At 36.2% G+C, this 17,957-nt stretch carries 19 protein-coding genes and 1 pseudogene; 8 read left to right on the plus strand and 12 right to left on the minus strand.

What is annotated here, in order from left to right; genetic code table 11:
• Positions 1-101: 101 nt before the first annotated feature.
• Positions 102-407 carry a hypothetical protein gene (locus tag J2X07_RS18000; RefSeq protein WP_310262007.1) on the minus strand — a complete coding sequence of 102 codons (306 nt, stop codon included), beginning with the start codon at positions 405-407 and terminating at the stop codon, positions 102-104.
• 84 nt (positions 408-491) lie between these two features.
• Positions 492-677 (minus strand): hypothetical protein, encoded by a 186-nt coding sequence (locus J2X07_RS18005; protein ID WP_310262010.1) that lies wholly within the window; start codon positions 675-677, stop codon positions 492-494.
• Positions 678-1,161: 484 nt separating this feature from the next.
• Here J2X07_RS18005 and J2X07_RS18010 point away from each other — a divergent pair, with 484 nt between their 5' ends.
• Complete coding sequence (locus J2X07_RS18010; RefSeq protein ID WP_310262012.1) at positions 1,162-1,290, plus strand: hypothetical protein; 129 nt, start codon at positions 1,162-1,164, stop codon at positions 1,288-1,290.
• Positions 1,291-1,548: 258 nt separating this feature from the next.
• Here J2X07_RS18010 and J2X07_RS18015 read toward each other — a convergent pair whose 3' ends face one another.
• Positions 1,549-1,890 (minus strand): hypothetical protein, encoded by a 342-nt coding sequence (locus J2X07_RS18015; protein ID WP_310262015.1) that lies wholly within the window; start codon positions 1,888-1,890, stop codon positions 1,549-1,551.
• A 262-nt stretch (positions 1,891-2,152) separates the two neighbouring features.
• Here J2X07_RS18015 and J2X07_RS18020 point away from each other — a divergent pair, with 262 nt between their 5' ends.
• On the plus strand, positions 2,153-2,365 hold the full coding sequence (locus J2X07_RS18020) for a hypothetical protein (protein WP_310262017.1): 213 nt from the start codon (positions 2,153-2,155) through the stop codon (positions 2,363-2,365).
• 57 nt (positions 2,366-2,422) lie between these two features.
• On the opposite strand, the gene J2X07_RS18025 is transcribed toward J2X07_RS18020, so the two are convergent.
• The gene (locus J2X07_RS18025) at positions 2,423-3,274 is read right to left on the minus strand and encodes an RNA ligase family protein (RefSeq protein WP_310262019.1); all 852 of its coding nucleotides are present in this window, start codon (positions 3,272-3,274) and stop codon (positions 2,423-2,425) included.
• A gap of 144 nt (positions 3,275-3,418) precedes the next feature.
• Here J2X07_RS18025 and J2X07_RS18030 point away from each other — a divergent pair, with 144 nt between their 5' ends.
• Together J2X07_RS18030 and J2X07_RS20000 are read left to right on the plus strand one after the other, a co-directional pair.
• Positions 3,419-3,760, plus strand: coding sequence for a helix-turn-helix domain-containing protein (locus J2X07_RS18030; protein ID WP_310262021.1), 342 nt, complete (start codon positions 3,419-3,421; stop codon positions 3,758-3,760).
• A gap of 169 nt (positions 3,761-3,929) precedes the next feature.
• Positions 3,930-4,115 (plus strand): Spo0E family sporulation regulatory protein-aspartic acid phosphatase, encoded by a 186-nt coding sequence (locus tag J2X07_RS20000; protein ID WP_396194601.1) that lies wholly within the window; start codon positions 3,930-3,932, stop codon positions 4,113-4,115.
• 242 nt (positions 4,116-4,357) lie between these two features.
• Here the strand turns inward: J2X07_RS20000 and J2X07_RS18035 are convergent, their stop codons facing one another.
• The 5 genes from J2X07_RS18035 to J2X07_RS18055 form a co-directional block, all read right to left on the minus strand.
• Positions 4,358-5,221 (minus strand): hypothetical protein, encoded by an 864-nt coding sequence (locus tag J2X07_RS18035; protein WP_310262024.1) that lies wholly within the window; start codon positions 5,219-5,221, stop codon positions 4,358-4,360.
• A gap of 625 nt (positions 5,222-5,846) precedes the next feature.
• Positions 5,847-7,469, minus strand: coding sequence for a recombinase family protein (locus tag J2X07_RS18040; RefSeq protein WP_310262027.1), 1,623 nt, complete (start codon positions 7,467-7,469; stop codon positions 5,847-5,849).
• Complete coding sequence (locus tag J2X07_RS18045; protein ID WP_310262030.1) at positions 7,466-9,004, minus strand: recombinase family protein; 1,539 nt, start codon at positions 9,002-9,004, stop codon at positions 7,466-7,468. The genes J2X07_RS18040 and J2X07_RS18045 overlap by 4 nt, the downstream gene beginning before the upstream one ends.
• Positions 9,001-9,165 carry a hypothetical protein gene (locus tag J2X07_RS18050; protein WP_310262033.1) on the minus strand — a complete coding sequence of 55 codons (165 nt, stop codon included), beginning with the start codon at positions 9,163-9,165 and terminating at the stop codon, positions 9,001-9,003. The genes J2X07_RS18045 and J2X07_RS18050 overlap by 4 nt, the downstream gene beginning before the upstream one ends.
• Positions 9,166-9,294: 129 nt before the next feature.
• Positions 9,295-9,513, minus strand: coding sequence for a hypothetical protein (locus J2X07_RS18055; protein ID WP_310262037.1), 219 nt, complete (start codon positions 9,511-9,513; stop codon positions 9,295-9,297).
• Between the two features lie 108 nt (positions 9,514-9,621).
• Here J2X07_RS18055 and J2X07_RS18060 point away from each other — a divergent pair, with 108 nt between their 5' ends.
• Together J2X07_RS18060 and J2X07_RS18065 are read left to right on the plus strand one after the other, a co-directional pair.
• On the plus strand, positions 9,622-11,076 hold the full coding sequence (locus J2X07_RS18060; RefSeq protein ID WP_310262040.1) for a recombinase family protein: 1,455 nt from the start codon (positions 9,622-9,624) through the stop codon (positions 11,074-11,076).
• A gap of 122 nt (positions 11,077-11,198) precedes the next feature.
• Complete coding sequence (locus tag J2X07_RS18065; RefSeq protein ID WP_310262043.1) at positions 11,199-13,187, plus strand: SIR2 family NAD-dependent protein deacylase; 1,989 nt, start codon at positions 11,199-11,201, stop codon at positions 13,185-13,187.
• 72 nt (positions 13,188-13,259) lie between these two features.
• Here J2X07_RS18065 and J2X07_RS18070 read toward each other — a convergent pair.
• The 3 genes and pseudogenes from J2X07_RS18070 to arsC form a co-directional block, all read right to left on the minus strand.
• Positions 13,260-14,051, minus strand: a pseudogene (locus J2X07_RS18070) (SpoVR family protein); the annotation flags it as partial.
• Between the two features lie 277 nt (positions 14,052-14,328).
• The gene (locus J2X07_RS18075) at positions 14,329-15,558 is read right to left on the minus strand and encodes a TolB family protein (RefSeq protein ID WP_310262046.1); all 1,230 of its coding nucleotides are present in this window, start codon (positions 15,556-15,558) and stop codon (positions 14,329-14,331) included.
• 195 nt (positions 15,559-15,753) lie between these two features.
• Positions 15,754-16,155, minus strand: coding sequence for an arsenate reductase (thioredoxin) (gene arsC / locus J2X07_RS18080; RefSeq protein ID WP_310262049.1), 402 nt, complete (start codon positions 16,153-16,155; stop codon positions 15,754-15,756).
• Positions 16,156-16,283: 128 nt separating this feature from the next.
• On the opposite strand from arsC, the gene J2X07_RS18085 reads away from it, so the two are divergent.
• Together J2X07_RS18085 and J2X07_RS18090 are read left to right on the plus strand one after the other, a co-directional pair.
• Positions 16,284-16,604, plus strand: a complete 321-nt coding sequence (locus tag J2X07_RS18085; RefSeq protein WP_310262053.1) for an ArsR/SmtB family transcription factor — start codon at positions 16,284-16,286, stop codon at positions 16,602-16,604.
• 49 nt (positions 16,605-16,653) lie between these two features.
• Positions 16,654-17,946, plus strand: a complete 1,293-nt coding sequence (locus J2X07_RS18090) for an arsenic transporter (protein ID WP_396194625.1) — start codon at positions 16,654-16,656, stop codon at positions 17,944-17,946.
• Positions 17,947-17,957: the final 11 nt, after the last annotated feature.

Raw genomic sequence — 17,957 nt, forward strand, 5'->3', positions numbered from 1 at the left:
CGGAAGGTTATTTGTCATGGACAAATTCAGTATAACATGAATAATTGTAGGCTTTTAATGAAAAATGTTGACAAACTATTAGCTGGTTTTGTGGACTAACCCTATTTAAGTTGCTTTTCAACTTCCTCATTGTACTTTTCAATTTGTTCATTATTATTTGTAGTATTGTATTTCTTTTCTAGTTTAGGTTTCAGTTTTAACCAAATGACATTCTTCTCATAAATATCTCTGTCAAAATTATGGTTAAGTTCTTCAAGAGATAACCCCATAGCGTCTGCAAAAGCTCGGTGTTGCGGCAAGTCACTCGTATCTGGACCTTCCTTAATGTAATTATCTACTTCTTTTTGAGTAGTAGAAACTTTGTATTTGTTTTTAGCGATTGATTTCCATACCTCATCTTCTTCCATCTCTTGAACAGCTAGCTGTATCACTTGTTCAGCCGTTAAATCCGTTTTATAGGATAATTTTTCTTGTGTTAAAATCCGTATTATCTATTTCTTTAATTTTTCATTTTTCTCAAATTCATCTGCTTTAGATATTACTTCTTCAAAAACCTTTTTATAATCTTCGTAAGTGTAAGTATCAGCAATCTCTTTTAGTTCTTCATCGCTTTTTATCTTCACATCTACCTGATCATTTGAATTTGATTGGCAACCTGTAAATAAAAAGACCGCCATTATGCCGAAGCAATCGTTTTAATGAATTTCAACATTTCCCCTCCCATAGGCACGTCAATTGACAAGTGAGTTCGCATACCAATTCGCAGCGTGACAATAGTTATTGTCATCTTGCTAAAACGTGTGCGAATCAGGGTGCTAATTAAGGAAGCAATCGTTTTAATGAATTTCAACATTTCCCCTCCCATAGGCACGTCAATTGACAAGTGAGTTCGCATACCAATTCGCAGCGTGACAATAGTTATTGTCATCTTGCTAAAACGTGTGCGAATCAGGGTGCTAATTAAGGTGATAAAAGTGGTGTTTTTTAACAATAGACCTTATATACCAAGAAAAAACCGCAACGAAATACGTTGCGATTTATTGTGCTAATTGCTTTGCGATTTGGCTTGTTTTTCCTCGTTTTCTCCCTCAAAAGAGAACCCGTTACCAAAAGGTGGTCCCTTTCTTTTTAACTTATAAAGGTTTGATAAGGAGAGGTCAGATGAAGAAGCAAATTGAAATCAACATTTTAGAAGGTCTTTTTGTTAAAAGCATGGTTTTATTTATAAACCTTATTTTAGAAAGCCACCCATTAAAGATTTATCGTTCGTTTTCTGATGATATTCATTAATAAAATTTCAGTTAAGCAAAATATGTAAAAAACTCAAAAATAAAAATACCCATTTGCTTAAGAAATCGCAAGGATATTACAGTGATTTTATCGATGCAAGGTGGATAACTGGGAACACTTAGATTGAGACGGAATGATTCTTTATCTGCAACAGGCGATTTCCCCAGATGCCTGTGAGTTCAGCTCTGTTTATCTTCCATTAAAGCACCCGATTGTTGAATAAAAAGGAGAGACAGTTTAGTTAGAGTCCATCTCTCATTATTTACGAATACCGATACCTAATATCTTTTTTGAAACTTCATCAATATATACGTTAATCGGACCAAGTTCTGCATCATCAGTTGTTTTAAAGGTTACCTTCAATGTTTTAAGCCCTTCAATATTGATATACCTGTCTTTTTTTTCATCCTTTACTTCTAATTTCCCAGTGGGTGTAAATTTCTCCACATTTGCTTTTTTCCAATCCTTAATAGTTTCTTGGGAAACAGGACTAACATAGTTGTAAGCACGTTCAATTTCATCAGGATATGCTGAATTTGAATTGCAACCACTTAAAACAATTGTAATGAACAAACTAAATATAATAAAAAATTTTCCCACCAAGCACCTCCAAACAAAATTAATACCCCTTATTCAACAATCCTGCTCGTTTGTTGAATAAAATTCATTGTTTTTTTACATTACTATATCTTCTTTTGAGGTGTCGTTTATCCTTTTTCGTTATATTTGGTAAGTCTATTACCAAGTCCCATTATCGAATGTCAATATGAATAAATCCAAGTTAATAACTAATACTATCACCAGTGTTCTATATCCTTTTTAAAAGGAGTAAATTAAGGAATTTTCAACGGAGGAGATTTTTATGCCAGAACAAGGTCATAAACCACCAAGAATATCTGATAAATCTGTTGACGACAATCCTTATTTAGATACAAGTAAGCACCACTCAACAAGAGCTGATTATGATGGTGGTAGCCCTTATCTAGATACTAGTGAGAATCCAACTATACAGGTTAATAACGCTGGGGGCAGTCCCTATTTAAATACAAGTGATGACTCTACAACCACAGGCTAACGAATAAATGGAAACCAACTGAGCAATAGAAAAGGACCACCAGAAGGTGGTCCTTTCTTATTGGACAAACTTTACAAATACAGGCATTCTTAGAATTCCAGCCTTTGTGTAATTCCTGAACTTCACTGTGCAGCAAACTTTAGGACTTAGATATACTGCATCCTCCGTTTCGTTCGTAACGAATCCAGCAGCAGCTTGATAAAGTTCCCTTCTAGCCTTAGGGGGCACGAATTCGGTAACGCCAAGTGGTCTTGTGACACCGTTCTCTACTTTACCAAGTATCCAGCCAAACTCCTTTTTGCGGTACCCAATCACGAAAACATCTTCATATTGATAGTTAATCACTTTCTGCCACGAATGAGAACGGCTGTCTTTCTCATAGACCGAATCGGCTTTCTTTTGCACAATCCCTTCTAGTCCTCGCTCTTGGCAAAGGGCAAACAACTCGCTTCCTTTTCCTTTTAACCAACGAACCTTTGATACTCGTTCGTTCTCTTGGATTATAGAATCCAAGAGTCGCTTCCGTTCCAATAAAGGTAATTTCATGACAGACTTTCCTTCATGATACAGAATATCGAAAGCACAGAAATGGACAGGATTATTTTTGGATAAGCCTTGAATCTTCATTGTCTTAGAAACCTGAAAACGGCCTTGGATGGCTTCAAAATCGGGATGTCCTTTATGGTCAGTCATGATAAGTTCTCCGTCAAGAATGGTCCCTTTTGGAATGCCAGCGTCCCAAAGTTCTGGGAACTTTTGACTTACGTCATTGTTATGTCTTGTATATAGCCTCAATTGTTCCATATTTGAATAGATCATCCGTATACCATCAAGTTTCAGTTCCGATATATAACCTTCTTGATTAAGGGGTTCGTCTGATCTTTGTAGTAACATCGGAGATAAAAACATTTACATCACCCATAATAATTTTACCACTGGGTGCAGTTTTAGAATAAGTAATTAGGATACAGAAACTTTTGGAAATTTTTAAGTATCCATACGTCTAAAACAACAAAAATCTCCCAAATACTGATAAAATAGGAGGTCATAATAATGCGGCAAGAGATTGGTCAACGGGTTTGTTTTTTAAGAAAGAAAAAAGGCTTCTCTTTAGCAGAACACGCTAAAGAGTTCGGCGTCTCGAAAACGTATATGTTTAACCTAGAAGCAGGAAAATCCAAAAGCATCTATTTTCAGATTCTTGAAGAACTGCAAAAAGAACTCCACATCTTTCCCGATGTCCTGCCAGACAAAGAGAACGATGAAAGTTCTTTTCGAGTGAATCATGCTATAAATCGATATAAAGAGTTACTTGCAAAAGACGAGGAAGCAGCTGAATACCTGCTATCCAGTTTTGAAAAAGGATTGGAACTTCTTTTATCAAAATCTAAATAAGCCCATCTCATCTGTAAAAGACCAACATAAACATGAAAAAGCAAAAGAGGATTAATTATAAATGATAAGTAGCAACTCTACCATTAGTAGTAGTTCACAAATATCATTTCCAATATATTTACATTTTGTTATACTTTAAAGTATTAACTGATTAGATTGGATGATAAAAATGATTACTTGCGAGCAGTTGCTGCAAGAGATTGCCAGAGTCAAAAACGAGTTATTGCAACAGACTTATACGATTGAATGCTTAACTGATCCTGTTTTGTTAAAGAAGAGTCAAGAGTTGGATGATTTAATATCTCTATACCAAGCCAAACAACAACCGTATTATTATCTTGAGGAAGGCAACTAGTTCTACCGTCTTATTGTAAAACTTCAATCCCTTGATCATTAGTAAAAAACATACATAAACGTGAAAAAGCAAAGGATACTTAGAGGTTCCTTTGCTTTTTTTATTGCTTGTTTATGCTTCTGGAAAGATTCTTTTTAGTACATCTTTCAATTCAACTGTACTTGTACGGTTACTTCCGCCTTGGCAGTGAAAGTAAATCTTTTCCCCTCATGAAAAGCACTTACGGCTTCTTGCCATGGTTACTATGCTTCTTCCTCGACTAACTCAATTTCTTCTCCGTTTATCTCACCATCCTTGCTAATGTCTGGAGTTTTTTTGACATCTTCCTTTTTTACTTTTTGCTCAATTGGAGGACCGACGGTTCCGTCTTCCTTCAAAACCAGTTTTTTATCTTTTATCTGTTTCAGCAATTGAGGAAAGGTTTTCTTAAGCAGCGGAACAAAAACTTTCATCTCCTCTTGCGAAACTGGACACATATAACCATTTTCTTTAAATACATTATCTCTCATGAGTTCTTGGTCATCAAAATAGACGTTGTAGATGATTTTCATTTCATTTTCAAGTGAATCAGTATCCACCTCATTAATAATTTCTTTTTCTATTAATAGCTCTTTAAATTTTCCAAATTTAACTTTTTCATATTTGTTGCCCTTCTTTTTCGGAATAGAAGGGCTTTTATCACTAGGTTGTTGAAGAACTGGGTTTGTACCGTTGATCGTTTTCTCCTTGCTAGATGGTTTTTTTAATTGTTCTATTTGTTGATTCAGATGGTTTAACTCATCATTAATTTTGTTTAGAACATCATCCAAATTTTTTTCGGCTGCAATAATCCTTTTTTTTCCTTTAAGATAAGATTCTGAATTTGGAACAATTACACTTTCGGAATACTTGTCATAAATGTATACCATTTCAACAATGCCTGGCATTTCTTCATCAATGAACTCATATAGGTCGTACTCCTTTATCATCCATCCATCTTTTCGGGTTGCTTTAACCCCGTGTAGCCTACCTTCCCTAATATAACGAGAAACTGTTTGTATATTCTCAATAATGTAGTGTCGCTTCAAAATTTTAAAAGCCTCATGGACATTGAATGTTTTCTCCACTTTTCGATCACCATCCCCTGTTTACTTGTACAAGTATATGAAAAATGGTTTTTATTCATGACGGTTGTAATATTACAACGGTAAAGTTACAGCAGAATTTTTATTGGAGTAATATTAAAACGGAAATATTACGATCCTAAATTTACTTCTGTAATGTTACTCCTCTATTATTACTGTTTCATTGTTATTCAGATGATATAAAAAACCGAGAAATATTGTGTTGAAATATGATAAACCGAGATATTATTTAGAGGATAATGTTGATAAAAGTTGAAACGCATAAAATGGTGTAAAATCCTTGTAGGTTCGTACAGGTTTGTCCATTCCTTATAATATGGTTCTCGGCAAGTGTAGGAAAAGGGATCCCTTTTCCTACACTTGCCGAGAAATTGTATAAGCCTCTCCGAACTGCCGAGAAATAAAGAAAAATAAAATAAGAAAAAATAAAATAATATAAAATAACTTTATTTCTTTGTTCAGTACAAAAAGGCATAATTTTTTTGTCGAATGTTTCAAAAATATTATAACTTGTCCGACCTATTATGGACCACACCCTTATTTTAACGCGTTATTAGAATGGATTGGAAAAAAAGAAAACAAAAAATGAGCAGATTTTCTGCTCATTTTATTTACCACTTAGATCAAGCGTCTCGGGTAGGAGTGATTTAATTTTTAATTTAACCTTTGTTGAAGTAATGAGGGAACATTCTTCAATGAGAAGCAGCACCAGATTGCGAATTTCAAGATTGGTAAGTGACTTCCATCTTTTGTAGCGAAAAAACAAATCAACCCATCCTTCAATGTTTCCATCCATATCATGTATCTCTTTTAACTTCCGACATGCTTCTTCCATTTGAGGTAAATCAACCTTATAGGACTTTAATTTGCCCTCACTATCAGCTTTTGAGAGCAGATATGCCAATAAATCATGTTGTTCTGAATCAAGGAGCATGCCATCCTTTTTATCTCCGTTTTTTTCAAACATTTTAAGGACATTTAAATTGTTCTTTTCATACTGGATGTCATTCTTCAATTGAAGTATTTCTATTTCTTTAGCCACAATCTCAGCAGCAATCATTTTTTTTACTTCCCTGATGGTTAAGTCTTTTGGTGCAGTCATTTTAAAGATTAAGTCTAAAACCAGGTTATTTAGTACATCCGCTTTTATTTTCTCTTTACACTTCGGACAAATATAATAGCGGAACCCATATACCTTTTTCCCTTTTTTCCTGTTTAGGTTTGTACGCTTATCTCTTCCCATCATCAGACCACCACAATAACATCTTAATAGATCATTCATATAAAATGATGTATTCAAAAACCTCGGCCGTTTATCTTTCGTTTTTGTGTACTTATGCCAACAATACCACCAGTCTTCTTCACTAATTACAATGCCCTTCTCTTGGATAAAAGAACATTTAAACCATTTCCATTGTTCGATTGGAGCAAAATTTCTTGATTCCTTCTCATAACGGTTATAGACGAGATGACCCGTATAGATCGGATTCGTTATGATTTCTTTAACCCTGGTAGCCGTCCATTTCTTTGGAGGATTTTTTTTGTTCAATGTGTTAGCTATACTTGAGAATGTCTCACTTTTTTTATACAGATGAAAGACCTTTTTTACATTACTCAACTCTTTGTGAACAGGTTTAAATCGAACGACTTTCTGCTCTTTCTTCACCTTCTTCACATCATCAACAATGGGTTCATATCCATATGGTGGTGCTCCACCAATATATTTCTCCCTGTCCAGTAATGATTTTAAAGTGGCTTTTGTACGGGTTGAAATGTTGTCAGATTCAAGTCTCGTGAGAGCGTCTTCCACAAGTGTACGAATAAAATCTTCCGAATCATACAACTCTCCTCTTGATGCAATAACAACTGGCACACCTATTTTTTCTAATAATAACCTTAACTGAAAATGCTCTTCGGTCTGTCTGGAGAGTCGATCACGGTCTGAAACAACGATAGCATCGAACTCTTTATTTTCTACCGCATGTAATAAAGCCTCTAGATTTTTTCGTTCCGTAAAAGGTTTTGAATAAGCCGATCCAGTATCGGAAAACTTAGCATCATCATTAACCGTTTTATCATACCGATTTAAAAAATCAGAAACCTTTCCATACTGCTGACCTTCATCTTTTTCTTTTTCTTGTTCTTTTGTTGATACTCGGCTGTAAAACGCAATGCGTTCAGCATTTTTTATGATTTCATCAACCGAAAGTATTTCTTTTTTCTGTTTCATTTCTCACCTCTATAAGTCGGTATTAAACAACGAATATCGGGTGTCTTCTTACGGTGATAGTGCACTACTTTTACGAGGGAGAGGATGTTTTGCTTCTGTATCTCGGTTAAGTTTATATCACTTATTAAATCAAGTGTTTCCTTTTTATCTAAGTGATTAAGAAACTGTTTGTTATGAAAATGAAGTGACTCATATTTTTCTAGTTCTTTTGATTTTTCTTTATAGCAGTTTACAAGATAAGATAATTGCTCTTGATTATCCTCAGATGGATATTTTAGAAGTTGTTGAAAATGGGATTTAATTTTATTCTCCAATAAAGATATTTCATTATCCAGATACGTGATTCTAGCTTTGAACGGTTCTCCATAGCGTTTTTCTAAGATCTCTTTAAGTTTTCCCCATTGGTGTTCTCCCTTTTTGATGAGGTAAGCCCATACTCTTTGAAAGACTTCTTCATCCAGTTTGTTGATTTTTGGTGCGTTTTTACACGTTTTTGTTTTGCACTTGTATACTTTTTTTATCGCTATTAATGGTTCTTTACAGGTTCCGCAGCGTAAAACATGTTCTAACTTTGCCATTGGCAGCTCTTCTTCTAAACCTTCATCATCCTCTGATTTTTCACCCGTTATAGATTCAGGTACGTCGAGCTGTTTCACGATATCGTTCGCTTTATACCATAACCCTTCTTCTTCATAGGTTAAAATGCGAAGCGTCTGTGTGACTTCGTTATCAATCGAATATTCATTACCATCTAATCGTTGTACCATTTTTCCGATATGAAGGGGCTGGACAATGATGTCCCAGATTTGTTTTGGGGTCAGAGATGCTAGGTTTTCATTCTCTTTTAAGCATTTGCAGAAAAATGAAAAGTCACGCTTGTCCACAATATCCGTAGAAATCGCGTCCACTTCAGAGTAGAGAGTCCTAACGGTTTTCACTTTATCAGGGATGTGCCTCAAATTGCTTTCGCCTTCTTTAAGTTCCTTAATAGGTTCTTCATCCTCCTCTTTAGAATCAGATTTTTTCTTCTTTTTTGATTCATAAGCGAAAGGTGGAGAACCTACTTGCCACAGTCCTTTCTTTATCAAAGGGATCTTGGAATAGATTAACCTTTGGACGATATTGTTGGCTTCATGTTCTGCAATACCAGCCAATATCGCCTCAATAAACTCAGAAGCTGCTCCTTCAAATGGAGGGGGTTCATTATCTGCTGTAAAATGCAGGTCAACTTTGTATTTTTTTAGTATTCGATAGATCTCGATGTACTGCTGCACTTTCCTAGCTAGCCGATCCCGCTTAAAGACTAAGATTCTTTCAATCTTTCCTGTTTCCACATCGTTTAATAAACGTTTTAATTGAGGGCGTTCATCTAATGTGGTTTTTCGAGCTGAACGATTTCCTTCATCGTAAACTTCGTGGATGATCCAATCCCGTTTTTCAGCATATTCTAAGGCCATATCTTTTTGCATGCTGATGGAATGCGGCTGTTTATCAGTGTTAAGGGACTGCCTTAAATAGATGACAGTTTTCTTCATGGAAGATCACCCACCTCCTTTATCAGGTTATCTTTGATCTGAAAATAAATATAAGAAGCGATCACTTTCGCCCAATCTTTTTCAAACCCTGGTTCAAAAACAAATTCTAACTTTCCTATTTCTAATCTTTCCTCTGTGACTGATTTTTTGTGACGAACCATATTTTTCCCTCCATTCATTTACTGGCTGTGACTGTATTATGTGTAAACGAATAGAAATTATTCACATATAAAAACAATTGTTCATATATATGAATAGTCTGTGTAAATCAGTTTATCCTATCAGTATGACTAACCTTTGCATTCTTTCCGATAAACCTCTAGCGTCATTGTTTGCTTAGGATCGAGTGACTCCATAAGGCTTTCATAAGCACCACGCCATAATTTTTCTTCCACCTTGTGCCAGTTTTTGATGAATTGTTCTTGATCGCTTGTGGATAATTGGTCAACAGAATGAAACGGCTCACCGTTTCGAAAAAAAGTAACACGTCTCTCCATTACTTGTCTCATCGCCATTCCCCCTTACTTCACTCTATGCAGAAGGAGAAGTGAGATAATCCATCTTTCATAAGACAAGTTTTGAACACATATAATGGACAAACAGAATGGGGGATCGATATGTTTCGTCAATCAGAGGAAATCGACCAACGAGACATAGGGATTTATACACGTGTATCGACCGAAGAACAAGCACGTGAAGGGCTTTCACTCGATGAACAGAAGAATCGATTAGAGTCTTATTGCCACGCCATGGGTTGGAACCAGCACATCCGTTTTTTTATCGATGAAGGGGAATCGGCAAAAAACTTAGAAAGACCGCAACTAAAACTGCTAATGGAAGAAGTGAAAGAGAACAACCTTTCACGGATAATCGTCACAAAGCTCGACCGATTGAGCCGAAAACTCTCTGACCTTCTAGCACTCATCGACTTGTTCCAGTCACATAAAGTGTCTTTCATCTCCATCAGCGAGAGTTTTGATACGAATACGCCGTCTGGCCGATTGACGCTTCAAGTTTTAGGGGCCGTGGCGGAGTTCGAGCGTGAAAGAATCCGTGAACGTGTTATCGATAACATGTTTCATGCAGCGAACCAGGGACAATGGCTCACATCGGCTCCATTTGGGTACAAACTCGCCGACAAAAGACTGGTTATCGATGAAAATGAAGCCAACATTGTGCGAAGGATTTATGGGATGTTTTTAAAGGAAAACATGGGCTATTTTGCGATCGCTAAAAAACTCAACGAAGAAGGAATCCCCTCTCATACGGGAAAAGAATGGTGGAACCGAACGATCAAACTCATGATCACGAATCCCGCCTATAAGGGGACAACCATCTGGAACCGATTAGCTGGCAGTACAGAAAAACGCGAGAAGAAGGATGTCGAGGAATGGGTCATCATAGAAGGTACGCACGAACCCATCATCGACCCTGAAATATGGGAGGAAGTCCAGAAGAAAGCCGAGAAAAAAAGACTGCCCGCTCGCTCGCAGCGAAGCACGCATCTTTTAAGCGGTATCTTAAAATGCGGATTATGCGGTTCGGGGATGAGTCATGACCGTGCGGGATCGAAGAACAGCAAATACGGGGTCTACCGCTGTTCTGCGAACAAAAACAAAGGAACCTGTACGGGTAAAGTTTACCGTTCGGCCGAGTTAGAACTACTCTTCAAAGAAAGTCTGTTGCAGCTGTCAAAAGATTTCACGCTTCATTTTCTTCCGTCTATCGAACCTGCTAAAGATGCACTCACTTCGACCGCCCTTCAGCAGAAAGTTCATAACGCCAAAAAAAGGTATCAACGAAAAGTGGAAGCCTACACCGCTGGTCTAATCGAGATGGAAGACCTGCAAAATGAAAAAGAAAGAATGGATACACTTGTAAGTGAGCTTGAAGCATCCGAAGTCATCGAAGTGAACCCGAAAGCCATTGAAGAAAACATTAAGTCCAAACTTCGTACTTTGATGAACGTTATGGACCAGTTACCTGTTTCGGTCACAAAAGCACTCATCAAAGAAGTCGTGGAGAAAGTTGTGGTTAAGGGAGAACATGATATTGAGATTCATTTGAAATAGCATCCATGTCGGATGCTTTTTCATTTGTTTATAACTTTATCTATTTAACCTGAAGGAAAAAAACACTTTATTAAAACGGGTCTAATTGTTATAATGATCCAAAAATGGGAAAGGTTGTTTTTATGAATATTAACAGAGATATAGATGATGTGATAGTTTCCCTTAAGAATGCAAAACGTGAAGGCATTAAAGTAAATCTTTTAATCGGTGCTGGATGTTCTGCAACGGCAGATATACCGACAGCTAATGGGATTGTGAAATTAATAAAAGAAAAATTCCCAAGAGAGTATGAAAGAGCAAACCCTAAAAGCTACGAAAATTGCATGTCAAAATTAACTCCTTCTGAAAGAAGAAACTTAATTAAAAGTTTAGTTGATGATGCTAAAATAAACTGGGCACATATAGCCATTGCACAGTTGATAAAGCACAACTTTTTTCATAGGGTGTTAACTACCAATTTTGATAATTTATTACAAAGAGCATGTGCACTTGTAGGTGAGTTCCCAGGGATATACGATTTAACCACTTCTTCAGAATTCAGATCAGATTTACTATTTGAAAAATCGATAATTCATTTACATGGTCAACACACTGGTTTTATTTTATGTAACACCAAAGACGAACTCGAAGAACAATTAAATATAATAAATCCTGTTTTTAAACAACTAAATCAAAATAGCCTTTGGCTTATAGTAGGATACAGTGGCAAAAACGATCCGATTTTTAATTTATTATCTGAACAAAAATTATTTGAAAATAGATTATTCTGGGTTGGTTATAGGTATGATGAACCCGAAATGCATTTAAAAGAGAATTTATTGAGTGAGGAAAAATATGCATTTTATGTTAGTGGACATACTTCAGATGATTTTTTCATTGAATTAGCCCAGAACCTTGACTGTTTTCCACCTACATTTATTCAAAAACCTTTTACATACCTGTACAGTACACTTAATAACATTACAGAATACAGTGAGCCTGGATACAGGAACAGATTTAAAGACGACAAAGATAGTAATATAAACGGCAATATTCAAGTTAGTACAAAGAATTTTATAAATAAAGCAATATATGAGATAGAAAGCGATCCAAAGTTAATGGCAGATCATTACTTGATGGCAGGATTATATGATGAAGTATTAGAATTTGATAAGAAAAGTGAAAATGATTTTGAATTAGAAATCAATATTATCCAAGCTCTTAAAGCTAAAAGTATACTCCACAAGGAGACAAATATTATAACTGAGGCTAAAGATAGAGCAGAATCACTTATTTCGAGATACCCTGATGACCCGCAACTATACACATTACTAGGTGAGATCCATTATGAAACTTTCTTAATGAAAAGTAGAGTTGAATTAAAAGAGCAATTTCTGGATTTAATATCTTCATTAGATGCAATGATATACTCAATGGAACTTAGTCCATCCATGAAAAAATTAAAAGATATATATTATATTACTTACATGTTATTTAGAGACTATAATGATCAAAAGCTAAATACAAATAATCAAAATGCAAAAGATGATTTCAATAAAGGTGATTTGGACAAATGTCTTTCCACCTGTTTAGATCTCTTAAAACAGTATTTTAAACAATTTACAACTTTTAATGAAACTCTCGATGGACTCTATATTAACTTAACTTATGAACTTGTAGCTGCTGAAGATTATGAAAATGCCAGAAAATATTTGACTTTCTATAATGAGGTAAAAGAATATTTAAATCCACATGATGTTCCTTTTATTGATGCCAATTGGGGTTACTGGTATTTCAATAATAACACCTTAGAATTCTCTGAGGCTGAAGAAAAAGGTAAATATTTTTATAGTATTGCCTTCGAACAACTTAGCGTTAATGATCCACAAAACAGTGATTTATTAAATGCTTTTAAACAAAAGTATTATTTAGAGCATAGTAAATTTTATTTGAGATATGAAATGATTCAAGAGGCTACTGATATGTTAATAGAAGCGAAGAATTTAGGGGAGTTAAGATATTCGTTTTTATACAATGAGTGTAAGGAACTTGCAATCGAAATAAAATCCAAATTGGATTTGAAGAATCAAGAAGTTGCTAGTGCCTTGGATATTGATGAAGAATCTAATTAGAAATAAAAACACGAAGTTAATTATTACTTCGTGTTTTTATTTGATATTTTTCATTTAACCGCCTTAATGGGACGAGCCCCAGCCTTCGTTCATGATTTTCGTTTCGAGCTGGGGCCAGAAATACAGCATTTCTTCTCTCATCATTGATAAAATATCCCGTTGCCATTCTTGAAGCTCACGGCTATATATTTCAATAAACATCAGGATGTCTTTTTCAGGCTGAGGAGGAAAAGATTTTTTCTTTTTTATCATAGGTTTATCTGATTTCTTTAGATCCAGTTTCCATAAATCATCATACGGTGTTTCTTTTTTAGGTGTTATTACTTCCTCTTCTTCTATTCCATATTTAAATTTTTTCCGGACAATGGAAGGATCAATATGTTCTTGAATGGCAAGTACAGCATCAAGGAATTGCTCAACCTCTTTTTTACCATATTGATGTTCATATTGAGCTACTCGTTCAGCAGTCGCCGTCATACATTCAACCATATCGCGCCTTGTGTTTGAAAAACGAACGTTGTTTTTGAAAAAATCGCAGTGTGCTAATACATGAGCGATAATAAGTTTGTTTTGAATAAGTGAGTTTGTATCTAATAAAAAGGCGTAGCACGGGTCTGAATTGATTACGAGCTCATAAATCTTACTGAGCCCTAAGTCATATTGAAGTTTCATCTTATGAAACTGTTTACCGAAACTCCAATGGGAAAACCGAGTTGGCATTCCATAGGCACCAAATGTATAAATAATATCTGCCGGACATATTTCATACCGCATTGGGTAAAAATCAAGGCCAAAGTGGTCAGCAATCTCGGTAATTTCAGCAATTGCATTTTCCAGTTGTTTATTTTGCAGATCCCAGTTCATGTTTACCCCCTCCTGCATATTCCTTACTCTTAACTGTATGACCGAAGAAGGACATTCATGAAAGAGTAAAGGCGAAAAATGGGGACTGACCCCAAACAATTTATTTCCCTTGTCGGTTTCAGCTTGTTGTTCTGGATATTTCCTCACTTTTAATCGTTCATTTTCATGGTTTTCATATTCTCATTTTAAATCACAACAATATTTCCGATTTATATTTCATTACACATAAACAAACAAAAGGCGAACTCTTTGCAAAGAGTTCGCCTTTTGTTTCGTTCTATCTAGCTTGATACACATCTAGCACACATTGCCATCCATAACAGTCTGATGGAGCTTTTACATGATTGATCCATAGTTTCTCATTTGAGTTTATATCGTTCTTTTTCATCACTTTCACATTTGTCATGTTAGAGTTTGTCCTAACCCACATCAATCGACCATCCAGAAGTGTTTTGGGATAAACATCTGCCATTCTCTTTGGATAAGTGAGTTGTTTTGAACTTCCATCTCGTACATTAACAAAGGTTAGAAATGCTTTTGGTCTTTGTTCTTTCGGGATATTCCATCCGCTTTCCTTTTGTCGGCTTACTACTAATTCTTGTTCATTTCTCCAGGTGAAGTCTCCATCTGCAAAGCCTGCTGTACCATAGCTATTTTCTTTTTCCGCTATTGAATTCCAGACTGTTAATTTTTTATTTTCTGTAGTCAGCCTTCCTATCCCTTTTATATACGCTAACTTCTCAGATTTTGGCGACCAGTGAAACCAGTTTGGGTTATTCAGCATCTCACCCGCTATTTTTGTAGCAGCACCGTCTTTCGAGACAATCATCAATGTGTTGCTGTCAGCTGATAATGATGCTGTTGGACACGCAATAAAAGCAAACTCACTTCCTCCTGCAGCCCACTTAAACTTTGATGTGCCAATCGCAAAAAAGGATGCGCTTGCTTTTGGCAATGTAGTAAGCAGTTTCACTTTCTTCAAATCACCGTTTGCATCATAAGGTACAGTGAAAATTTTTACTGATGTCCACCCGTCTGGCTCTAGATTAGCAGAAGAGGATACAACAAAGCCTTTTCCATCAGGTGTCCAGCTGTAATTACCTGCACCTAAAGTTACATTCTGAAAAGATGAAGCAGGTTTGGATACATCAATAACATTGAGGACACCATCGCTTTTCCATGCTAATAATGGAGCAATAGGTGACCAATTAGGCATTGTGGCATTTGACGGAAATACTCTCCTTTTCAACCTTGTTACTCGGTTATATACCCATAATTCATTTGAATCTCCAGAAAGATAACTGATATAGATTCCATTGGATGATATTTTCGGATAAGACAATTTTGGCCCTTCAGCTATTTTTCTTTCAACATCTCCATCTATATAGTATAATCCGTCATCTCTTACAAAAGCAGCTTGATTGCCCGCCGCCTCTACTGTCAACACATGAGAACTGCCGAACAAAGCGATGATAAAAATGACTGCAACAGATATTCGACTCAACATGATCACCTCTTTATTAAGATGAACCAATGAGACAAAACCATACAAAGAAAACTTGGCTGAGCCAAGCCCTTCTGTCACCTTAGTTGCACTTGTACTATATAAACTTGTAACCTCATCGATAAACATCAGTGTTAACAAGATATCTTTTCTATAGTAAAAAAAGCTCAGAAACCAGCCGGTTCCTGAGCTTCTATCCTACTTTCCTGTTTCAGCAAAACGTTTGATGCGTGCTCCGATTTCGTCGCGAACACGCTGGAATTCACTCCACTCTCTCCCTGCAGGATCATCAAATCCCCAGTGTTCTCGCGTTTTGTGTGGTGGTGTAGCTGGGCAAACATCATTAGCATGTCCACATAATGTTACAACCAAATCCGCTTTTTCTAAAATGTCTTTATCGATCACATCCGAAGTTTGCTTTGTAATATCAATGTCTACTTCGTTCATCGCTTTAACCGCGTTTGGGTTTACACCATGCGCTTCAATTCCTGCAGAATGCACTTCATATCTATCACCTAGGTAGTGGTGTCCGAATCCTTCAGCCATCTGAGATCGGCAAGAGTTACCTGTGCAAAGAAAATAAATGATTGGTTTAGCCATTTTAAAACCCCCTAATACTTCTTTCGTGATTATCATAATATAAGTACATCCTTATATCAATATTTAATTATATATACTTTGACTTTCTATATAAACATATGGTTATATACTAATGAGGTGAAATGGAAATGGAACTTGAACAGTTAACTGAATGTTATAAAGCAATGGCCGATAAAACACGTTTGAATATTTTAGCTTTACTACGTCACGAAGAATTGTGTGTTTGTGAGTTAGTTGAAATTCTGCAAATGACACAACCAAGTATTTCACAGCATTTACGCAAGTTAAAACAAGCTAAATTAGTGAAAGAACGCCGAAACAGTCAATGGATTTTCTATTCCATCGATGGAGAAAATTATCCTTTTATGAAAGAAAATTTAGAAGCGCTTCCTGACATGTCAGATAAAATTGAGCAATTAAAGCAATCAGGCGGAAAAGTTTGCTGCTAATTCAGAGAGAGAAAATGCATAAGCAATTGGGGGAATTTTTATGAACAGCATGGCAATTACGGCTTTTGCTGTATTTTTATTAACGATTATTTTTGTAATTTGGCAGCCGCGAGGACTTTCCATAGGCTGGTCGGCTACCATTGGAGCTGCCATTGCTCTTCTTGCAAAAGTAGTGACTCCATCAGATGTTTGGACCGTTACCGGAATTGTATGGAATGCTACCTTAGCTTTCGTTGCTATTATACTAATATCCATAATTTTAGATGAAATCGGATTTTTCGAATGGGCCGCCCTCCATATGGCAAAACTGGCTGACGGAAATGGCAGGAAGATGTTTTTCTATGTCATTCTGCTTGGTGCAGCTGTATCTGCTTTCTTTGCCAATGACGGTGCAGCTTTAATTCTGACACCTATTGTTCTTGCTCAAGTACGTGCCCTTAATTTTAAAGAGTCCATGATCTTACCGTTTATTATGGCAAGTGGTTTTATCGCTGATACCACTTCCTTGCCGCTCGTTGTATCAAACTTAGTTAACATCGTCTCTGCTGATTTCTTTAAATTCGGTTTTGTAGAGTACGCGAGCCGCATGATTGTACCGAACTTCTTTTCATTGTTTGCGAGCATGCTTGTCCTATACGTATTCTTCCGAAAAGATATTCCGGCGAATTACGATGTTTCACAATTAAAACAGCCAAAGGATGCAATTCGTGATCCAAAGATATTCAAGCTTTCTTGGTTTATACTAGCAGTTCTTTTAGTGGCATACTTAACAAGTGAGTTCATCGGAATTCCAGTATCTTTTATCGCTGGTGGAGCTGCTCTATTCTTTATTTTCGCTGCACGTAAAAGCCCTGCCATCCATACAAAAAAAGTCATCAAAGAGGCACCTTGGACGGTTGTTGTTTTCTCGATAGGAATGTATGTAGTCGTATACGGTCTTCGCAACGCTGGATTAACAGACATGCTTGGAGATTGGATACAAGTGATTGCAGATCAAGGCTTATTCTCAGCCACAATTGGAATGGGCTTTCTTGCTGCCTTTTTATCCTCCATCATGAATAACATGCCTACTGTTATGATTGATGCGTTAGCCATTCATGGGACGGGTACCTCTGGCGTTATCCGTGAAGCGCTAATTTTTGCTAACGTGATCGGTTCTGACTTAGGACCAAAGATAACACCAATCGGATCCTTAGCAACTCTTTTATGGCTTCATGTTTTATCGAAAAAAGGAGTTAAGATTACTTGGGGTTACTACTTTAAAATCGGTATCATTTTAACGCTTCCTACCCTATTTATTACTTTAGCAGGGCTTTACTTATTGCTCCTGCTTGTATCTTAAAAAAGGAGAGT

Source organism: Fictibacillus barbaricus (assembly GCF_031457135.1).
Taxonomy (GTDB): Bacteria; Bacillota; Bacilli; order Bacillales; family Fictibacillaceae; genus Fictibacillus; species Fictibacillus barbaricus_A.